Here is a 17,808-nt window from a genome sequence, read left to right on the forward strand (position 1 = left end):
GGCCCGCAATGCTTCGGTCGCTGTGACCGAATCACCATGAGCCACAAGGGAGTTGAGGGAGGATCAGCTCCTGGGATCAGCTCTTGCCGGCGAAGATCAGCTCCTGTCGGCGAAAATCAACCCCTGCCGCCGGCAAGCTCCTTCAGCGCCACATTGAGCTGGAGGACATTGACGCGGGGCTCGCCCATGAAACCGAGGATCCGCCCGTCGGTGTGCTCGTCGACCAGCTTCTCGACCGTGCGCACGGCAAGTCCGTTCTTCTCGGCCACTCGGTGGGCCTGGAGTTCCGCGTACTCCGGGGAGATGTGGGGGTCCAGCCCCGAGCCGGACGAGGTGACGGCCTCGGCCGGCACGTCCGACGGCTTGACCTGGAAGCCGGCCGTGGAGTTGTCCTTGACCACGGCGGCCTTGGCCTCCTTGACGTTCGCGATCAGGTCCTTGTTGTCACCGGCCAGGTTCGTCGCGCCCGACAGGATCAGGTCGTACCGGGTGTTCACCCCCGCGTCCTGGTTGGAGCCGAGACCGTTGGACGGCCGGGGCTGGAACCACTTCAGGTCGGGCGCGGCGGTCTCCTGGCCCTTCTTCAGCGGCAAGTCGTAGCGCTGCCCGATGAGTTCGGAGCCGACGACCTCGCCCTCGCTCCTGATCTCGGAGCCGTTGGCCTTGTCGTGGAACAGGCCCTGGGCGATCCCGGTGACGGCGAGCGGATAGATGACACCGCAGATCACGGTCAGCACGACCAGGGCACGCAGACCCGCACCCAGCAGCCGTGCCGTACTTGCGACGGAGTTGTTCATGACGATCAGCACGCTTTCAGGAACTACAGCCCGGGGATGAGGGAGATGACCATGTCGATGATCTTGATGCCGACGAACGGCGCGACGAGACCGCCGACTCCGTAGACGCCGAGGTTGCGCCGCAGCATCCTGTCCGCGCTCATCGGCCGGTACCGCACGCCCCTCAGGGCCAGCGGCACCAAGGCGACGATGATCAGCGCGTTGAAGACGACGGCCGACAGAATGGCCGTCTCCGGAGAGGACAGGTTCATGATGTTGAGCTTGTCGAGACCGGGATACACCACGGCGAACATCGCGGGGATGATCGCGAAGTATTTCGCGACGTCGTTGGCGATCGAGAAGGTCGTCAACGCCCCCCGCGTGATCAGGAGTTGCTTGCCGATCTCGACGATCTCGATGAGCTTGGTGGGGTTGGAGTCCAGGTCCACCATGTTCCCCGCCTCCTTGGCGGCCGAGGTCCCGGTGTTCATGGCCACGCCCACGTCCGCCTGGGCGAGCGCGGGCGCGTCGTTCGTGCCGTCACCGGTCATCGCGACGAGCTTGCCGCCTGCCTGTTCCCGCTTGATCAGCGCCATCTTGTCCTCGGGCGTGGCCTCGGCGAGGAAGTCGTCCACGCCCGCCTCGTCCGCGATGGCCTTGGCGGTCAGCGGGTTGTCACCGGTGATCATGACCGTCTTGATGCCCATGCGCCGCAGCTCGTCGAACCGCTCCCGCATGCCTTCCTTGACGACGTCCTTCAGATGGATGACGCCGAGGACACGGGCCCCCTGCTCGTCGTCGGCGGCGACCAGGAGCGGGGTGCCGCCGGCCTGCGAGATCGTGTCGGTCAGGGTCCGGGTGTCGTCGGAGACGGTGCCGCCGTTCCGCGTGACCCAGGCGACGACCGAACCGGCCGCGCCCTTGCGGACCTTGCGCCCGGCGCCGCCCTCGACGAGGTCGACGCCCGACATCCGCGTCTGCGCGGTGAAGGCGACCCACTCGGCCCCCTCCAACTCCCCCTGGTAACGCTCGCGAAGCCCGTACCTCTCCTTCGCCAGGACGACGACGGAGCGCCCCTCGGGCGTCTCGTCGGCGAGCGACGACAGCTGGGCGGCATCCGCGAGCTCGGCCTCGGTCGTCCCGCGCACCGGCACGAACTCGGCGGCCTGCCGGTTGCCCAGCGTGATGGTGCCCGTCTTGTCGAGCAGCAGCGTCGAGATGTCACCGGCGGCCTCGACCGCCCGGCCGGACATGGCGAGGACGTTGCGCTGGACCAGGCGGTCCATGCCCGCGATGCCGATCGCGGACAGCAGCGCCCCGATGGTCGTGGGGATCAGGCAGACCAGGAGCGCGGCAAGCACGATCATGGACTGCTCGGCTCCGGCGTACACGGCGAACGGCTGGAGCGTGACGACGGCGAGCAGGAAGACGATGGTGAGGGACGCGAGAAGGATGTTGAGGGCGATCTCGTTCGGCGTCTTCTGCCGGGCCGCGCCCTCGACCAGGTTGATCATGCGGTCGATGAAGGTCTCACCGGGCTTCGTCGTGATCTTGACGACGATGCGGTCGGAGAGGACCTTCGTGCCGCCGGTGACGGCGGACCTGTCGCCGCCCGACTCCCGGATGACCGGCGCCGATTCACCGGTGATCGCCGACTCGTCGACGCTCGCGACACCGTCGACGACATCACCGTCGCCGGGGATCACGTCGCCCGCCTCACAGACGACCAGGTCGCCGATGCGCAGCGCGGTGCCGGGCACCTGCTCCTCGGCCGTGCCGTTCAGGCGGCGCGCGACCGTGTCGGTCTTGGCCTTGCGCAGGGTGTCCGCCTGCGCCTTGCCGCGGCCCTCGGCCACCGCCTCCGCCAGGTTGGCGAAGATCGTGGTCAGCCAGAGCCAGGCCGCGATCGCCCAGCCGAACCAGTCCCCCGGGTCCTTGACCGCCAGGACGGTGGTGATCACCGAGCCGACGAGCACCACGAACATGACGGGCGACTTGACCATCAGCCGCGGGTCGAGCTTCCGCACGGCGTCCGGGAAGGACTTCAGGAGCTGCTTGGGGTCGAACAGACCCCCGCCGACCCGGCCGCTGTCCTGGTGGCCCTCATGGCCGCCTGGCACGTCCTGGTGCGGCGCGCGGGTGGGAGTAACGATGGACATGGAGCCGGGCTCCTCTGCCTTCTCTGGGTTGATCGGCTTCTCTGTGTTGATCGGCTTCTCTGTATTGATCGGCTTTTCCGTGCCGGTCGCCTTCTCCGTGCCGGTGGTCATGACGCCAGCCCCTCGGCCAGCGGTCCGAGCGCGAGCGCGGGAAAGTACGTGAGACCGGTGATGATCATGATGGTGCCGACCAACAGGCCGGTGAACAGCGGCTTCTCGGTACGCAACGTGCCCGCCGTCGCCGGAATCGGCCTCTGCTCGGCCAGCGAGCCGGCGAGCGCGAGGACGAACACCATCGGCAGGAAGCGGCCGAGCAGCATCGCGAGACCGATCGTGGTGTTGAACCAGTCGGTGTCGGCGCTGAGACCGGCGAACGCCGAACCGTTGTTGTTGGCGCCCGACGTGTAGGCGTAGAGGATCTCCGAGAAGCCGTGCGCCCCGGAGTTGAGCATCGAGTCCTTGGGCGTGGGCAGCGCCATCGACACCGCCGTGAAGCCGAGCACCAGGGCCGGGGTGACGAGGATGTAGCAGGCCGCCAGCTTGATCTCGCGGGTGCCGAGCTTCTTGCCCAGGTACTCCGGCGTACGGCCCACCATGAGCCCGGCGATGAACACCGCGATGATCGCCATGATCAGCATTCCGTACAGACCCGATCCCGTGCCGCCGGGCGCGATCTCGCCCAGCTGCATGCCGAGGAGGTCGAGTCCGCCGCCGAAGCCGGTGTTGGAGGAGTGGAAGGAGTTGACCGCGCCCGTCGACGTGAGGGTCGTGGCGACCGAGAAGATGGCCGACCCGGCGATCCCGAACCGTGTCTCCTTGCCCTCCATCGCGCCGCCCGCGATGTCGAGGGCGGGGGCTCCGTGGTGCAACTCCGTCCACATCATCAGCGCGGTGAATCCGACCCAGATGGTCACCATCGTGGCGAGGATCGCGTACCCCTGCCTGAGGGAACCGACCATCCGCCCGAAGGTCCGCGTGATGGCGAAGGGGATCACCAGGATCAGGAAGACCTCGAAGAGGTTGGAGAATCCGTTCGGATTCTCGAAAGGGTGGGCGGAGTTGGCGTTGAAGTAGCCGCCTCCGTTGGTGCCCAGGAGCTTGATGACCTCCTGCGAGGCCACCGCCCCGCCGTTCCACTCCTGGCTGCCGCCCATGAACTGGCCGACCCCGTGGATGCCCGAGAAGTTCTGTATCGCGCCACAGGCGACGAGGACGACCGCGCCGAGCACCGATATCGGGATCAGAACGCGTACGACACCGCGCACCAGGTCGGCCCAGAAGTTCCCCAGCTCTCCGGTGCGGGAGCGTGCGAAGCCACGCACCAGGGCCACCGCGACGGCGATGCCGACGGCGGCGGACACGAAGTTCTGCACCGCGAGGCCGCCGGTCTGTGCGACGTGCCCCATGGCCTGTTCGCCGTAGTACGACTGCCAGTTGGTGTTCGCCACGAAGGACGCGGCGGTGTTGAAGGCCTGGTCGGGGTCGATCGCCTTGAAGCCGAGCGATCCGGGCAGGGAGCCCTGGAGCCGCTGCAGGAGGTACAGGAACAGCACGCTCACGGCGGAGAAGGCGAGGACTCCGCGCAGGTAGGCGGGCCAGCGCATCTCCGCGTTCGGGTTGGCGCCGATGCCCTTGTAGATCCACTTCTCCACGCGCAGATGCCTGTCGGAGGAGTAGACCCGGGCCATGTGGTCGCCGAGCGGACGGTATGCCAGGGCGAGCGCCACGATCAGCGCCAGGAACTGGAGCACACCGGCAAGAACAGGGCTCATGTCCGTACTCAGAACCTCTCCGGGAACACAAGAGCGAGTACGAGATAGCCAAGGAGGGCGACGGCCACGACGAGACCGACGATGTTCTCGGCAGTCACAGCTTCGCCACCCCCTTGGCGATGAGCGCCACCAGCGCGAAGACCGCGAGCGTGGTGACGACGAAGGCCACGTCGGCCATCGTGTGCTCCTAGATGAGAGAGATGAGATGCGATTGATCCGGCGCCTTGAGCAAACCCCCTCCCTGGCCGGAAAAGACCGCCGTTGACGGCTCCCTTACGTCCGTCGGCACTCCATTGACGGCTTTCTTACGGATGCCTACGCCCCACCGCTCTCACCTGCGAAAACACCGATGGGCCGCACTCCCGTCCGGGAATGCGACCCATCGGCCTGTACTGCTTGTCGAGGGGGAAGTGCCTAGCGCACCTCGGTGATCTCGGGGCCCCGCTGGAGCTGACCCATGCCACCGGAGAAGCGCGAGCCCTCCTGCTGCTCCTGCTGGACAGCGCCCTCGGCGACCATCTGCGCGTCGTCCGGCAGCTTCAGGACGATCGGGTCACGAGGCGCCATCGGGCCGTCACCGCGCACGATGACGGTGTCCCGGAAGATCTGCTCCAGGAGACCCGCGGCCTGCGGCTGCACCGCGCCCTGGCCGGAGATGACCCCGCGCAGGAACCACCGCGGACCGTCGACACCGATGAAGCGCACGACCTGTACGCCGCCCGTGCCGTCCGGCAGCTGCACCGGCACCTGCGCGCGCAGCTCCCAGCCGAGGGGCCCCTCGACCTCGTCGATGACCCCGCCCTGCTGGGTGATGCCCGAGGCGATCTCCTCGCGGACCTCGCCCCAGATGCCCTGCTTCTTGGGGGCGGCGAAGCCCTGCAGCTGGATGGCGCTGTCCTGGAGCACGACGGTCGCGGCGACGATCGCGTCTCCCGCGACCTCCACACGCAGCTCCATGCCCTCGACACCCGGTACGAAGAGGCCACCGAGGTCCACGCGGCCCTCACCGGGCTCCCGGACCTCCGAGACGTCCCAGGGGCCGTCGGGGCGGGGCTCGGGCTCGAGCCGCGCGCGCGACGGCGCCGCGGCCGTGTCGTCGCTGTCAGAACCGTCAGGGCCCTCGACGACCTGCTCGGCCTCGCCCGCCGCGTCCTCGGCGGCACTGTCCTTCTTGCGACGTCCGAACACGTCACTGTCCTTCCCGGTCAGATACGACCGATGCGTATCGATTCCCACCCGTTTTGTCACCCGAGCCGGCGCCCACGGCGGCATGGCCGCCGGTGGACCCGAAGCCCCCCTCGGCCCGCGCCGAGTCGGGAAGCTCCGCCACCTCGCGGAAGCGCACCTTCTCGACCTGCTGGACGACCAGTTGAGCGATCCGGTCGAAGCGCTCGAACCGCACGCGCTCGCGCGGGTCGAGATTCACCACGATCACCTTGATCTCTCCACGGTACCCGGCATCCACCGTCCCCGGGGCATTCACCAGGGCGACACCGCAGCGGGCCGCGAGCCCGGAACGCGGGTGCACGAAGGCCGCGTACCCCTCCGGCAGCGCGACAGACACCCCGGTGGGCAATACCGCCCGCTCGCCCGGGGCGAGTTCGCACGCCTCGGTGGTCCGCAGATCCGCTCCGGCGTCGCCGGGCTGCGCGTACGACGGCAGCGGTACATCGGAGTCGACGCGACGGATCAGCACGTCGAGCTCCGGGCGGGGTGCGGGGGTCACGGGTTCACCTCGAAGGCACGTGCGCGGCGGATCTGGTCCGGGTCGTCCATGGCGGCCCGGATCTCCTCCGGGCGGCCGTTGTCGATGAAGTGGTCGACCTTGACCTCGATGAAGAGGGCCTCGGCGCGGACGGCCACGGGCCCCTCGGGGCCGCCGATCCGCCCGGTGGCCCGGGAGTAGATCTTCCGTCCGGAGACGGCCGTCACCTCGGCCTCGAGGAAGAGCACGGTGCCCAGCGGCACGGGCCGCACGAAGTCGGTCTCGAGCCGGCCGGTCACGGCGATCACCCGCAGCAGCCAGTTCAGCGAGCCGAGCGTCTCGTCGAGCGCCGTGGCGAGCACTCCGCCGTGGGCGAGGCCCGGAGCGCCCTGGTGGGCCTCGCGGACGGTGAACTCGGCGGTGACGCCCACGCCTTCACCGGCACGCGTCGCGAGGTGCAGGCCGTGGGCCTGCCCTTCGCCGCAGCCGAAGCAGTGCTCGTAGTGGGCTCCGATGAGCTCGCCGGGGGCGGGCGCGTCGGGGTGGCGGACGGGCGCTATTGCGTCGGCCGGGGGCGTCAGAGCTGCTGAAGTACCACTCACAGCCGCAGACCTTACCCGCGAGTCCGGTCACACAGCTCATCGTGCCAAGCTTGCGTACATGCAGCCTTACGAAGAACGCCTGACGGCGCCCCGTTCCTGGTGGCTTGTCTCGCTCCTGGTCGGCATCGCGACGGCGCTGATCATGCTCCCCTTCGGCACCCTGCCGCTGCTCGGCGGCCTGGTCGCCGGGACGGCGGTCGCCGCGGTCGTCACCAGTTCGTACGGCTCCCCCCGGATCCGCGTGGTGGCGGGTTCGCTCGTCGCGGGCGACGCGAAGATCCCGGTCGCCGCACTGGGCGAGCCCGAGGTGCTCGACGCGGAAGGGGCGCGCGCCTGGCGCGGCCCGAAGGCCGACCCGCGCGCCTTCATGCTGCTGCGCGCCTACATCCCCACGGCACTGCGCGTCGAGATCACGGACCCGCAGGACCCGACTCCGTACGTGTACGTGTCGACGCGGCACCCCGAGGCGCTCGCGGCAGCGCTCACGGCGGTCCGGACTTCTTCGTAGGGGTCTGCTGCCTTCTCGGTGATCCGCCCCCTAGGGGGGCCGGGGATCCGCTGCCTCGGGGACTGCTGCCGGGGACCTTCATCCGGGTCCTGCCGCGTCAGCGCCCCAGCTCCTCGGGCGGCGTGCCGTGGCGCAGCGGGCGCAGGGGGTCGAACGGCTTCACGGGCTGCTCAAGGGGCGGCAGCTCCGGCAGGGCGTCCCAGGGCACCTGCGACCTCCGCAGGTCCGCACGGACCCGCTCAGCGAGCTTCCTGGTGTCCCGGCGGTTCATCACGGCCCCGACCGCGGCGCCCACCATGAAGGGCATCAGGTTCGGGAGGTTCCGCACCATGCGCTTCATGATCTGCTGGCGCAGCTCGCGCTTCATCTGGCCGCCGAGCGCCGCGTTGATCGACGCGGGCTTGACCACGTCGATGCCGCGCTCCTCGGTCCACGCGGTGAGGTAGGCGGAGCTTCGCTCCTTGAGGTTGCCCGGCGGGCGCCTGCCGTAGACCTCGTGGAGTTCGGCGATGAGCTTCAGCTCGATCGCCGCGACCCCGGTGATCTCGGCGGCCATCTCCGCGGGCATCGCGGGCGGCACGGGCATCATCGCCGCGGCGCCGACCCCGGCACCGACCGTCGAGGTCGCGTTGGCCGCGCCGGAGATGAGCTTGTCCGCGAGCCGCTCCGCGTCCAGGCCCGGGAACTGTCTGCGAAGGGTGCTCAGATCGCGGATCGGGACCCGCGGGGCGTTCTCGATGAGCCGGTCGGCGAGATAGCCGATGCCGGCCTTGGCGCCGCGTCCGCTCATGCGTACGCCCGCCATGACTCCGTCCGTGACGGCGGCAACGCGGCCCTTGGACCCGTAGGTCCTGGACGCCTTGTCGGCCGCCGTCTCGTCGTGTGCCGGCTCCAGGGCGTTCGCCGGTCCGAGCGAGGCTGTTCCTGTGGGGGAAGAGCCCCGCTCGTCGTCACGCACGCCGTTGGGGACGGCGCTCTCTTGGTCCGCTCCGCGCTTGCCGAAGCGGCGCTTCCTCGGCGGGGTCGAGCCTGTCACGGCCGACCCTGCCCTAGTCGCAGTCGCGGCAGATCGGCTGGCCGTTCTTCTCCCTGGCCAGCTGGCTGCGGTGGTGCACCAGGAAGCAGCTCATGCAGGTGAACTCGTCCTGCTGCTTCGGGAGCACCCGTACGGCGAGCTCCTCGTTCGACAGGTCCGCGCCGGGCAGCTCAAGGCCCTCTGCGGCCTCGAACTCGTCGACGTCCACTGCCGAGGTCGACTTGTCGTTCCGCCGCGCCTTCAGTTCCTCGATGCTGTCCTCGTTGACGTCATCGTCGGTCTTGCGTGGGGTGTCGTAGTCCGTTGCCATGTCGCTCTCCCCCTCTGGGTGTCTGCGGTGTCTCAGCGCACGTAACGCGTGAGAGGCCGGACTTGTGCCCGACCTGAGGCGGAGATTTTGCCTCACATCAAGGTCTGTTACTCAATCGACACCCAACCGCACCCCTGAAGAGGTGATCGGTTTGGATGGCGATCGGGACCGTACACGGTCCGAATGTCGCACTCCACAGGCGCCACCCCGTGTACTTCCCGTGATCAAGACCCCTGAAAACCCGGATTTTCCCGGCTTTCCAACGACTTTCACGATCACGGAGAGTAGATGGCCGAAAATTCGCCCCTGTGATCGATCGCACAGAAAGTCTTCGGGAACAGGTCCCGAAAATTCCGCGCAAAGCGAACATGGCGGCGCGTCCGCGGCAGCATCTCAGAGAGGAAGGGTGACCCGCATCACGAGCCCTCCCCCCTCGCGCGGCTCCGCGATGATACGGCCCCCGTGGGCACGTGCCACCGACCGGGCGATCGACAGGCCGAGTCCCACGCCCTTGTCGCTGCCGGTGCGCTCGGTCCTGAGCCGCCGGAACGGCTCGAAGAGGTTGTCGATCTCGTACGCGGGCACCACGGGGCCCGTGTTCGACACCACGAGAACCGCCTGGCCGTGCTGGGCCTCCGTGGTGACCTCGACCCAACCCTCGCCCGACACGTTGTACCTGACGGCGTTCTGGACGAGGTTCAGGGCGATCCGCTCCAGGAGGACGCCGTTGCCCTGCACGACGGCCGGGCCGCGCTCACCGCGGATCTCCACGCCCTTCGCGTCCGCCTCGGTCAGCACCTGGTCGACGGCGCGGTCGGCGACCTCGGCGAGGTCGACCGGCTTGCGCTCCACGATCTGGTTGTCGCTGCGGGCGAGCAGCAGCAGGCCCTCCACGAGCTGCTCGCTGCGTTCGTTGGTCGCCAGGAGCGTCTTGCCGAGCTGCTGGAGCTCGGCGGGCGCCCCCGGGTCGGAGAGGTGCACCTCGAGCAGCGTGCGGTTGATCGCCAGCGGCGTGCGCAGCTCGTGCGAGGCGTTGCCGACGAACCGCTGCTGGGCCGTGAAGGCCCGCTCAAGGCGGTCCAGCATCTCGTCGAAGGTGTCCGAGAGCTCCTTCAACTCGTCGTCCGGGCCGTCCAGTTCGATGCGCCGCGACAGGTCCGTGCCGGCCACCCTGCGCGCGGTGCGCGTGATGCGGCCCAGCGGTGACAGGACGCGGCCCGCCATCGCGTAACCGAAGGCGAAGGCGATCACCGCGAGCCCGAGCAGGGCGAGCAGCGAGCGGCTCAGGAGGTTGTCCAGGGCGTGCTGGCGCTGTTCGTTGACGCAGGCGTTCATGGCGTTGTTGAGCTCGCCGGCCGACGGTGAGCTCGGGAAGTTGCACATGTCGCTGGCCACCTGGCCGGAAACGATCTTGAACGGCAGGTCGCTGCCCACGTTCAGTGCCTGCGCGGCGAGCAGGTAGATGATCGAGAGCAGCAGGATGCCGGCGATCAGGAACATGCCGCCGTACAGCAGCGTGAGGCGTATGCGGATCGTGGGGCGCAGCCACGGGAAGGGCGGTTCGGCCTTCCTGGGGTCCCAGGTGGGTTTCGGAGGCGCTGCTGGCGGCGCCGGGGTCGCGGCCACCCGGGATCAGATCCGGTAGCCGGAGCCGGGCACCGTCACGATGACGGCGGGCTCGCCGAGCTTTCGCCGCAGGGTCATGACGGTCACCCGGACCACGTTCGTGAACGGGTCGGTGTTCTCGTCCCATGCCTTCTCGAGGAGCTGCTCGGCGGAGACGACGGCTCCCTCGCTGCGCAGCAGCACTTCGAGGACGGCGAATTCCTTCGGCGCGAGCTGGATCTCCTTGCCGTCGCGGAAGATCTCGCGGCGGTTCGGGTCGAGCTTGATCCCGGCGCGCTCCAGGACGGGCGGCAGCGGCACGCTCGTACGCCGGCCGAGGGCACGCACGCGTGCCGTGAGCTCGCTGAACGCGAAGGGCTTGGGGAGATAGTCGTCGGCGCCGATCTCCAGGCCCTCCACGCGGTCGCTGACGTCACCCGACGCGGTGAGCATCAGGACACGGGTCGGCATGCCGAGCTCGACGATCTTGCGGCAGACGTCGTCCCCGTGCACGAGCGGGAGGTCCCGGTCGAGCACCACGACGTCGTAGTCATTGACCCCGATGCGTTCCAGGGCGGCCGCTCCGTCGTACACGACGTCGACGGCCATGGCCTCCCGGCGCAGTCCGGTGGCCACCGCATCGGCGAGCAGTTGCTCGTCCTCGACGACGAGTACGCGCACGGCGCTGTCCTTCCTCTGTGCCCCTGCGGGCAGGTCTGTTCGTGGGGTGTGGCCTCCATCCTGCCCCTTTCGGCCATAAACCGGCTGTAAGGCGGTGTCCCGGCCGGGGAATGCGGGATTTTCTCCGGGGGTTGAGGTTTCCGTGAGAGGGAGCGAGGGGAGGACGACCTCACACCCCGCGATCACGCTTTGTATGTGGCGCGCCACGAACCGCTTCCTCCAGGGCGGCTTGAGACGTGATCGCCCCTTCTTGAGGGCACACCCCCGTGCCATCGACCCACGACCCAGCCGAGGGGGCGCAACCATGGACGCTTTTACCGCAGGACTGCTGCAGCGCATAAAGGCCACGGAATCCGACCTCACGAAGGCCCGTGAGACGGGCGACGACTTCCTTGCCGAGGTCGAGCAGGCCGAGCTCGAAGATCTCCACCGCCTGGCCGCCGAGCACGGCGTGGAGGTCGGCGTGCTGCACGCCTGACCCAGCGCTCCTGATCGATTGCTCCTGATCGATCCCTGATCCAGCACAGGCAGAAGGGCCCCGGCATCTGTGGACGAGATGCCGGGGCCCTTCCGCGTGCCCGAGGCGGGTGCTCCGCCCGGTGGTCAGTCGTGCCAGGCGCCGAGCTCCTCCAGGCGGCCCTGCAGGTCCTCGAAGAGGCCGGGCGGGGCCGCGATGGTCAGCTCGCCCGTGGGGGGCTCTCCGGGGCGTCCACCGGTCAGGGCGCCCGCCTCCCGCGCGACGAGGTCACCGGCCGCGAAGTCCCAGGGGTTGAGGCCACGCTCGTAGTACGCGTCCAGGCGGCCGAGCGCGACGTCGCACAGGTCGATGGCCGCAGAGCCGCCCCGGCGGATGTCGCGGACCAGCGGGATCAGCTGCCGGGCCACCTCGGCCTGCCGGACGCGGCGCGCGGCGACGTAACCGAACCCGGTCCCGACGAGGGCCTGTTCGAACGGGGGCGCGGGGCGGGTGCGCGCGGGCTTGTCGTTGACGAAGGCGCCCTCCCCGAGGACGGCCCGGTAGGTCTCCCCGCGCATCGGGGCGTGCACCACGCCGACGAGTGTCTCGCCGTCCTTGCGGGCCGCGATGGACACCGACCAGTCGGGGCGCCCGTACAGGTAGTTCACGGTGCCGTCGATCGGGTCGATCACCCACTGGACGCCGCTGCTGCCCTCGGAGCTCGCGCCCTCCTCGCCCAGCACGCCGTCGGCGGGCCTGCGCTCGGCGAAGAAGTCGGTGATCAGCTTCTCGGATGCGATGTCCATCTCGGTGACGACGTCGACCGCGCTGGTCTTGGTGGCGGCCACGCCCAGGTCGTCCGGGCGCCCGTCGCGCAGGAAGGCTCCCGCCCGGTGCGCGGCCTCCAGGGCGACGCCGAGCAGTTCGGCCTTCAGCTGCTGTTCTGCGGGGTCGGTCACGGTGCTCCTAGTGCCTACGGGGTCGCCTGCGGGGTTCCCGGGTCACGCGTACGGGCTGTCGGCGCCCGCGGCCGCGGGCTTGGGGGCGCGAGCGGGGCAGCACCCCACCGGGCAGAGGTCGTGGCTCGCGCCGAGCGCGCCCAGGGCGCAGGGCGCGACCTCGCGGCCGCTCTCCGTGGCGGAACGCTCCAGGACCAGCTCCCGGACCGCGGCGGCGAACCGCGGGTCGGCGCCCACCGTGGCCGAGCGGCGGACCGGCAGACCCAGCTCCGCGGCCTTCGCCTCGGCCTCGGTGTCGAGGTCGTACAGCACCTCCATGTGGTCCGACACGAAACCGATCGGGACCATCACCACGGCGGGCGCGCCCGCGTCCCGGCGCTCCTGGAGGTGATCGCAGATGTCGGGCTCGAGCCACGGGATGTGGGGGGCGCCGCTGCGCGACTGGTAGACGAGCTCCCAGGGGTGTGCGACGCCGGTCTCCTCGCGCACCGCGTCGGCGATGAGGCGCGCCACGTCCAGGTGCTCCTTGACGTAGGCACCGCCGTCCCCATGGTCCTCGACGCGGCCGGAGGTGTCGGCGGCCGCGGTGGGGATGGAGTGCGTCGTGAAGGCGAGGTGCGCCCCTTCCCGCACGTCGCCGGGGAGGTCGGCCAGGGACTTCAGAACCCCGTCGATCATGGGACGGACGAAACCGGGGTGGTTGAAGTAGTGCCGCAGCTTGTCGACGCGCGGCACGTCAAGGCCCTCGGCGGCGAGCGCGGCGAGGGAGTCGGCCAGGTTCTCCCGGTACTGGCGGCAGCCCGAGTACGAGGCGTACGCGCTGGTGGCGAGGACGAGCACGCGGCGGCGGCCGTCGCGGACGATCTCGCGCAGCGTGTCGGTCAGATAGGGCGCCCAGTTGCGGTTGCCCCAGTAGACCGGCAGGTCGAGGCCGTGGTCGGCGAAGTCCTTGCGCAGCGCGTCGAGGAGGGCGCGGTTCTGGTCGTTGATCGGGCTGACCCCGCCGAAGAGGAAGTAGTGCTGACCCACTTCCTTGAGCCGCTCCTTGGGGATGCCGCGGCCCCGCGTCACGTTCTCCAGGAACGGGACCACGTCGTCTGGCCCTTCGGGGCCGCCGAACGAGAGCAGCAGCAGGGCGTCATAGGGAGAGGCATCGAGCGCATCGGACATGTATCCGATCCTGCCACCCGCCACTGACAGCCGGAAAATCATGGTGCGTCCGGCCCTGTCGGAACCGTAAGCTGTATTGGCCATCTTTACGCCTTACCGGAACGCCTCCGCCCATGGTCTTCGCGGAGCCGCCCCGGCGCCCAAGCGGAGTCCACGTGCCCAGCCCCTACCGCGCCATTTTCGCCGCCCCCGGCACCAAGGGGTTCACGACCGCCGGCTTCCTCGGCCGGATGCCGCTCTCGATGATGGGCATCGGCATCGTGACGATGGTGTCCCAGCTCACCGGGCGGTACGGACTCGCGGGCGCGCTCTCCGCGACCGTGGCGCTCTCCGCCGCCGCCATCGGCCCGCAGATCTCCCGTCTGGTCGACCGGTACGGCCAGCGCCGGGTGCTGCGGCCCGCGACCCTGGCGTCCCTGGCGGCGGTCGCCGGGCTGCTGCTCTGCGCGAAGTACGAGCTCCCGGACTGGACGCTGTTCGCCTTCGCCGCGCTGGTCGGCTGCGTGCCGAGCGTGGGCTCGATGATCAGGGCGCGCTGGGCGGTGCTCTACCGGGACACCCCGCAGCTGCACACCGCGTACTCCTTCGAGTCCGTGGTGGACGAGGTCTGCTTCATCTTCGGGCCGATCATCTCGATCGGCCTCTCCACGGTGTGGTTCCCGGAGGCCGGGCCGCTGCTCGCCGGGGTCTTCCTCGCCGTGGGCGTCTTCTGGCTGACGGCCCAGCGGGCCACCGAGCCCGTGCCGCACGGCCGCGAACACCACACGAAGGGTTCGGCGCTGCGCTCCGGCGGGCTGCAGGTCCTGGTCGCGACCTTCGTGGCGACCGGCGCGATCTTCGGCTCCATCGACGTGGTGACCGTCGCGTACTCCGAGGACCTCGGGCACAAGGCGATGGCCAGCCTCGCACTCGCGGTGTACGCGCTGGGCTCCTGTCTGGCCGGAGCGGCTTTCGGGCTCGTGCACTTCAAGGGCGCTGCCGCGCCGAGGTGGCTGCTGGGCGTCTGCACGACGGCCGTGAGTATGATCCCGCTTCAATTGGTCGGGAACCTTCCGTTTCTGGCCGTGGCGTTGTTCATCGCGGGCCTCTCCATAGCGCCGACCATGATCACGACGATGGCCCTCGTCGAACAGCACGTACCACGCGCGAAGCTGACCGAGGGCATGACCTGGGTGAGCACCGGACTCGCGGTCGGCGTCGCGCTCGGCTCCTCCGCGGCCGGCTGGGTCATCGACGCGGCCGGATCGGACGCCGGGTACGCGGTTCCCGGGCTTTCCGGGGCCGTCGCGGTGGCGGTCGGATTCCTTGGGTATCGCCGGCTGAAAGCGCCGGCTCCGCAACGGGGAGGGACCCATGAGCACGGCAACGGGCACGGGCAGCGGGAAGAGCACGACACCGTGGCGTAACTGGGCGGGCAACGTCACCGCACGCCCGGCCAGGGAGGTCACCCCCGCGTCGGTCGACGAGCTCTCCGCCGCGCTCCGTGCGGCCAGGGAGGACGGCCTCAGGGCGAAGCCGGTCGGCACCGGCCACTCCTTCACGGCCACCGCGGCCACCGACGGCCTCCTGATACGCCCCGAACTCCTCACGGGCATCCGCAAGATCGACCGCGAGGCCGGCACCGTCACGGTGGAAGCGGGCACTCCGCTGAAGCGCCTGAACGCGGCGCTCGCCCGCGAGGGCCTGTCGCTCACGAACATGGGCGACATCATGGAGCAGACGGTCTCCGGTGCGACGAGTACCGGCACGCACGGCACGGGCCGTGATTCGGCCTCCATCTCCGCCCAGATCAAGGCACTTGAGCTGGTCACCGCGGACGGCACCGTCCTCACCTGCTCGGAGAAGGAGAATCCCGAGGTCTTCGCGGCGGCCAGGGTCGGCCTCGGCGCTCTCGGCGTGATCAGCGCGATCACCTTCGCCGTGGAGCCCGTCTTCTTCCTCACCGCCCGTGAGGAGCCCATGACCTTCGACCGGGTCACGGGTGAGTTCGACGCACTGCACGCGGAGAACGAGCACTTCGAGTTCTACTGGTTCCCGCACACCGGCAACTGCACCACCAAGCGCAACAACCGCAGCCTCGGCCCTGCCGCCCCGCCCGGGAAGGTCAGCGCCTTCGTAGAGGACGAGATTCTCTCCAACGGCCTCTTCCAGGTGGTCAACACGATCGGCAGGGCCGTCCCCGCGACCATCCCGGGCATCGCCAAGATCTCCAGCAAGGCCCTCTCCGCCCGCACCTACACGGACATCCCCTACAAGGTCTTCACAAGCCCGCGCCGGGTGCGCTTCGTGGAGATGGAGTACGCCGTTCCGCGGGCGGCCCTCGTCGAGACGCTGCGTGAGCTGAAGACGATGGTGGAGCGCTCGAATCTGCGGATCAGCTTCCCCGTGGAGGTCCGCACGGCCCCCGCGGACGACATCACGCTCTCCACGGCCTCGGGCCGGGAGAGCGCGTACATCGCCGTCCACATGTACCGGGGCACGCCCTACCAGGCGTACTTCACCGCCGCGGAGCGGATCTTCACCGCGCACGACGGCCGGCCCCACTGGGGCAAGATCCACACCCGCGGCGCCGACTACTTCGCGCAGGCCTACCCGCGCTTCGCCGAGTTCACGGCCCTGCGCGACCGCCTGGACCCGGAGCGCATGTTCGGCAACGACTACTTGCGGCGCGTGCTGGGCGACTGAGGCCCGCCGTCCACGGGGAGGGCCGTCTACGGAGTGGCGGTCTCTCCCCGCTGTACGTCGCTCCCGCCGTCGGTGCCGTCGCCGTTCGACGGGGTCGGCGTCGGAGTCGGGGTGGGAGTCGGCGTCGGGGTCGGGTCCGTCTTCGAGCCGTCGTCGTCCCCGGAGTCCGTACCGGAGTCCGTTCCCTTGTCGGGGTCCTGCTTCGAACCGGAGCCCGAGTCGTTGCCGTTGTCCGGCGACTGCGAGTTCGTCCCGTCCGGATCCTGCGACGCGTCGCCGTCCTGCCGCGAACCGTCGTCCGTGCCCGTGGACGCGCCGTCGGACGGCTGCCCGGAGGGATCGGTCGAGGGGGTGGGCTGCTGGTTCGGCGAGCTGTTCCTGCCCGAGAAGCCGTTGCCGATCGTGGTGCCGTGGCCCCCGCTGAAGTCCTCGCCGGAGACGATCTCGTACGTCGTGATGCCGGCCATGGCGACACCGAAGACCACCGCGGCCGCGATCAACGGCCGCTTCCAGCTTCGGACCTGTGTGCGGTGCGTGGTGCCGTGGGTGAACTCGTCCGAGGGAAGCGGTGGCGCCGCCGGCTCCTGTGCGGCGGGCGGCGCCGCCTGCCGCAGGACGCGCGTCGCGTCGTCCCGGGGCACCAGTTGCGTGGCGTCGACCGAACCGAGCAGCTGGGTCTTCTCGGCGTCGACGCCGGCTCCGGCGTCCGCCAGGGGCAGCAGGGTCGTGCGGTCCGTGTCGGCGTCCACGACCGGGAGCACGTTGGTCCGATCCGCGTCAACGGCGGTGGTGGGAAGCACGGTCGTGCGGTCCGCGTCCACGTCACCGGCGGAAGGCGGCACCGACGTGGCGTCCGGCTCGACCGTCCTCCCCCATGTCGTCGTCACGGGCCCCGCCCCGGGGTGCGCGGTAGCCGCACCCGTGTACGCCGCCGCTCTGAACGTCTGCGCCACCGGCGCCCCCGAGCCGTCGGTCAGCGGGACCTGCCGCGCCCTCGGCTTGGCCTGCACCGTGACGTCACGTATCTGCTCGCCCGTGCGGCTGAAGAAGTGCTGGAAAATCGTGCCGCCGCAGGTCGCGACGGCACTCACCACTCCGGCACCGAGGATCGTGCCGTAGACGCCGAAGCTCGACGCGAGCTTCGCCGCCACGACCGCCGCCACGGCGCTTCCCGCCACCTGCGGCACGCTCAGGTCGAGACGCCGTTTCTTCTCCACCGAGTCCGTCGGTTCCGTCCGGTCCTTCGACTCCATGACGGATTCCGGCTTTTCACGCATCTCCGACCCTTGCCTCCCTTTCTCGACTGACTGCACGAGAAAGGGACGTATGGGTGAAGTGGATAGTTCCGTTTTTGGAGATTCCGTGAAGTGTGCCACTCGTGCA

18 protein-coding genes are annotated in these 17,808 nt (G+C 69.6%); 4 read left to right on the forward strand and 14 right to left on the reverse strand.

Translation table 11 applies throughout. From position 1 onward, the window contains the following. Nucleotides 1-116 precede the first annotated feature (116 nt). From ACWGIH_RS13505 to ACWGIH_RS13535, 7 genes are all read right to left on the reverse strand, one after another. Nucleotides 117-797: a potassium-transporting ATPase subunit C gene (locus ACWGIH_RS13505; protein WP_453443329.1), complete on the reverse strand. Its 681-nt coding sequence runs from the start codon at nucleotides 795-797 to the stop codon at nucleotides 117-119. Nucleotides 798-820: 23 nt separating this feature from the next. Further along, entirely contained in the window at nucleotides 821-2,935 is a 2,115-nt protein-coding gene (gene kdpB / locus ACWGIH_RS13510; RefSeq protein ID WP_453443486.1) for a potassium-transporting ATPase subunit KdpB, read from the reverse strand. 107 nt (nucleotides 2,936-3,042) lie between these two features. After that, complete coding sequence (gene kdpA, locus ACWGIH_RS13515) at nucleotides 3,043-4,707, reverse strand: potassium-transporting ATPase subunit KdpA (protein WP_453443330.1); 1,665 nt, start codon at nucleotides 4,705-4,707, stop codon at nucleotides 3,043-3,045. 8 nt (nucleotides 4,708-4,715) lie between these two features. Next, complete coding sequence (gene kdpF / locus ACWGIH_RS13520) at nucleotides 4,716-4,805, reverse strand: K(+)-transporting ATPase subunit F (protein ID WP_033264828.1); 90 nt, start codon at nucleotides 4,803-4,805, stop codon at nucleotides 4,716-4,718. A 316-nt stretch (nucleotides 4,806-5,121) separates the two neighbouring features. Beyond that, nucleotides 5,122-5,895, reverse strand: a complete 774-nt coding sequence (locus tag ACWGIH_RS13525) for a DUF3710 domain-containing protein (RefSeq protein ID WP_453443332.1) — start codon at nucleotides 5,893-5,895, stop codon at nucleotides 5,122-5,124. A gap of 1 nt (nucleotide 5,896) precedes the next feature. After that, nucleotides 5,897-6,433, reverse strand: a complete 537-nt coding sequence (gene dut, locus ACWGIH_RS13530) for a dUTP diphosphatase (RefSeq protein WP_453443333.1) — start codon at nucleotides 6,431-6,433, stop codon at nucleotides 5,897-5,899. Further along, complete coding sequence (locus ACWGIH_RS13535) at nucleotides 6,430-7,014, reverse strand: PaaI family thioesterase (RefSeq protein ID WP_363209930.1); 585 nt, start codon at nucleotides 7,012-7,014, stop codon at nucleotides 6,430-6,432. Before ACWGIH_RS13535 ends, dut begins: the two co-directional genes overlap by 4 nt. Nucleotides 7,015-7,072: 58 nt before the next feature. Between ACWGIH_RS13535 and ACWGIH_RS13540 the strand changes: the two genes are divergently transcribed. After that, on the forward strand, nucleotides 7,073-7,522 hold the full coding sequence (locus ACWGIH_RS13540) for a DUF3093 domain-containing protein (protein ID WP_453443335.1): 450 nt from the start codon (nucleotides 7,073-7,075) through the stop codon (nucleotides 7,520-7,522). A 97-nt stretch (nucleotides 7,523-7,619) separates the two neighbouring features. Here ACWGIH_RS13540 and ACWGIH_RS13545 read toward each other — a convergent pair whose 3' ends face one another. The 4 genes from ACWGIH_RS13545 to ACWGIH_RS13560 form a co-directional block, all read right to left on the reverse strand. Further along, the gene (locus tag ACWGIH_RS13545; RefSeq protein ID WP_453443336.1) at nucleotides 7,620-8,558 is read right to left on the reverse strand and encodes a hypothetical protein; all 939 of its coding nucleotides are present in this window, start codon (nucleotides 8,556-8,558) and stop codon (nucleotides 7,620-7,622) included. A 13-nt stretch (nucleotides 8,559-8,571) separates the two neighbouring features. Beyond that, entirely contained in the window at nucleotides 8,572-8,868 is a 297-nt protein-coding gene (locus ACWGIH_RS13550) for a DUF4193 domain-containing protein (RefSeq protein WP_055544889.1), read from the reverse strand. A 393-nt stretch (nucleotides 8,869-9,261) separates the two neighbouring features. Next, nucleotides 9,262-10,494 (reverse strand): sensor histidine kinase, encoded by a 1,233-nt coding sequence (locus ACWGIH_RS13555; protein ID WP_453443337.1) that lies wholly within the window; start codon nucleotides 10,492-10,494, stop codon nucleotides 9,262-9,264. 6 nt (nucleotides 10,495-10,500) lie between these two features. Continuing rightward, entirely contained in the window at nucleotides 10,501-11,154 is a 654-nt protein-coding gene (locus ACWGIH_RS13560; protein ID WP_135331070.1) for a response regulator transcription factor, read from the reverse strand. Nucleotides 11,155-11,458: 304 nt separating this feature from the next. On the opposite strand from ACWGIH_RS13560, the gene ACWGIH_RS13565 reads away from it, so the two are divergent. Next, the gene (locus ACWGIH_RS13565) at nucleotides 11,459-11,632 is read left to right on the forward strand and encodes a hypothetical protein (RefSeq protein ID WP_351173867.1); all 174 of its coding nucleotides are present in this window, start codon (nucleotides 11,459-11,461) and stop codon (nucleotides 11,630-11,632) included. 125 nt (nucleotides 11,633-11,757) lie between these two features. Here the strand turns inward: ACWGIH_RS13565 and ACWGIH_RS13570 are convergent, their stop codons facing one another. Further along, nucleotides 11,758-12,570 carry an inositol monophosphatase family protein gene (locus ACWGIH_RS13570; protein WP_453443339.1) on the reverse strand — a complete coding sequence of 271 codons (813 nt, stop codon included), beginning with the start codon at nucleotides 12,568-12,570 and terminating at the stop codon, nucleotides 11,758-11,760. Between the two features lie 42 nt (nucleotides 12,571-12,612). Then, nucleotides 12,613-13,740, reverse strand: a complete 1,128-nt coding sequence (locus tag ACWGIH_RS13575; RefSeq protein ID WP_453443341.1) for a ferrochelatase — start codon at nucleotides 13,738-13,740, stop codon at nucleotides 12,613-12,615. Nucleotides 13,741-13,895: 155 nt separating this feature from the next. On the opposite strand from ACWGIH_RS13575, the gene ACWGIH_RS13580 reads away from it, so the two are divergent. Beyond that, nucleotides 13,896-15,146, forward strand: a complete 1,251-nt coding sequence (locus ACWGIH_RS13580; protein ID WP_453443342.1) for an MFS transporter — start codon at nucleotides 13,896-13,898, stop codon at nucleotides 15,144-15,146. Then, the gene (locus ACWGIH_RS13585) at nucleotides 15,094-16,425 is read left to right on the forward strand and encodes a D-arabinono-1,4-lactone oxidase (protein WP_453443344.1); all 1,332 of its coding nucleotides are present in this window, start codon (nucleotides 15,094-15,096) and stop codon (nucleotides 16,423-16,425) included. Before ACWGIH_RS13580 ends, ACWGIH_RS13585 begins: the two co-directional genes overlap by 53 nt. A gap of 26 nt (nucleotides 16,426-16,451) precedes the next feature. Here ACWGIH_RS13585 and ACWGIH_RS13590 read toward each other — a convergent pair whose 3' ends face one another. Further along, nucleotides 16,452-17,702 (reverse strand): hypothetical protein, encoded by a 1,251-nt coding sequence (locus ACWGIH_RS13590; RefSeq protein ID WP_453443345.1) that lies wholly within the window; start codon nucleotides 17,700-17,702, stop codon nucleotides 16,452-16,454. Nucleotides 17,703-17,808 lie beyond the last annotated feature (106 nt).

The sequence above is a fragment of the Streptomyces sp. NPDC054872 genome (assembly GCF_053610705.1).

Excerpts from the sequence above, each read along its gene's own strand:
- ACWGIH_RS13505 (WP_453443329.1), bottom strand. The coding sequence starts at position 797 with ATGAACAACTCCGTCGCAAGTACGGCACGGCTGCTGGGTGCGGGTCTG.
- kdpB (WP_453443486.1), bottom strand. The coding sequence starts at position 2,935 with ATGTCCATCGTTACTCCCACCCGCGCGCCGCACCAGGACGTGCCAGGC.
- kdpA (WP_453443330.1), bottom strand. The coding sequence starts at position 4,707 with ATGAGCCCTGTTCTTGCCGGTGTGCTCCAGTTCCTGGCGCTGATCGTG.
- ACWGIH_RS13540 (WP_453443335.1), top strand. The coding sequence starts at position 7,073 with ATGCAGCCTTACGAAGAACGCCTGACGGCGCCCCGTTCCTGGTGGCTT.
- ACWGIH_RS13550 (WP_055544889.1), bottom strand. The coding sequence starts at position 8,868 with ATGGCAACGGACTACGACACCCCACGCAAGACCGACGATGACGTCAAC.
- ACWGIH_RS13565 (WP_351173867.1), top strand. The coding sequence starts at position 11,459 with ATGGACGCTTTTACCGCAGGACTGCTGCAGCGCATAAAGGCCACGGAA.
- ACWGIH_RS13575 (WP_453443341.1), bottom strand. The coding sequence starts at position 13,740 with ATGTCCGATGCGCTCGATGCCTCTCCCTATGACGCCCTGCTGCTGCTC.
- ACWGIH_RS13585 (WP_453443344.1), top strand. The coding sequence starts at position 15,094 with ATGAGCACGGCAACGGGCACGGGCAGCGGGAAGAGCACGACACCGTGG.
- ACWGIH_RS13590 (WP_453443345.1), bottom strand. The coding sequence starts at position 17,702 with ATGCGTGAAAAGCCGGAATCCGTCATGGAGTCGAAGGACCGGACGGAA.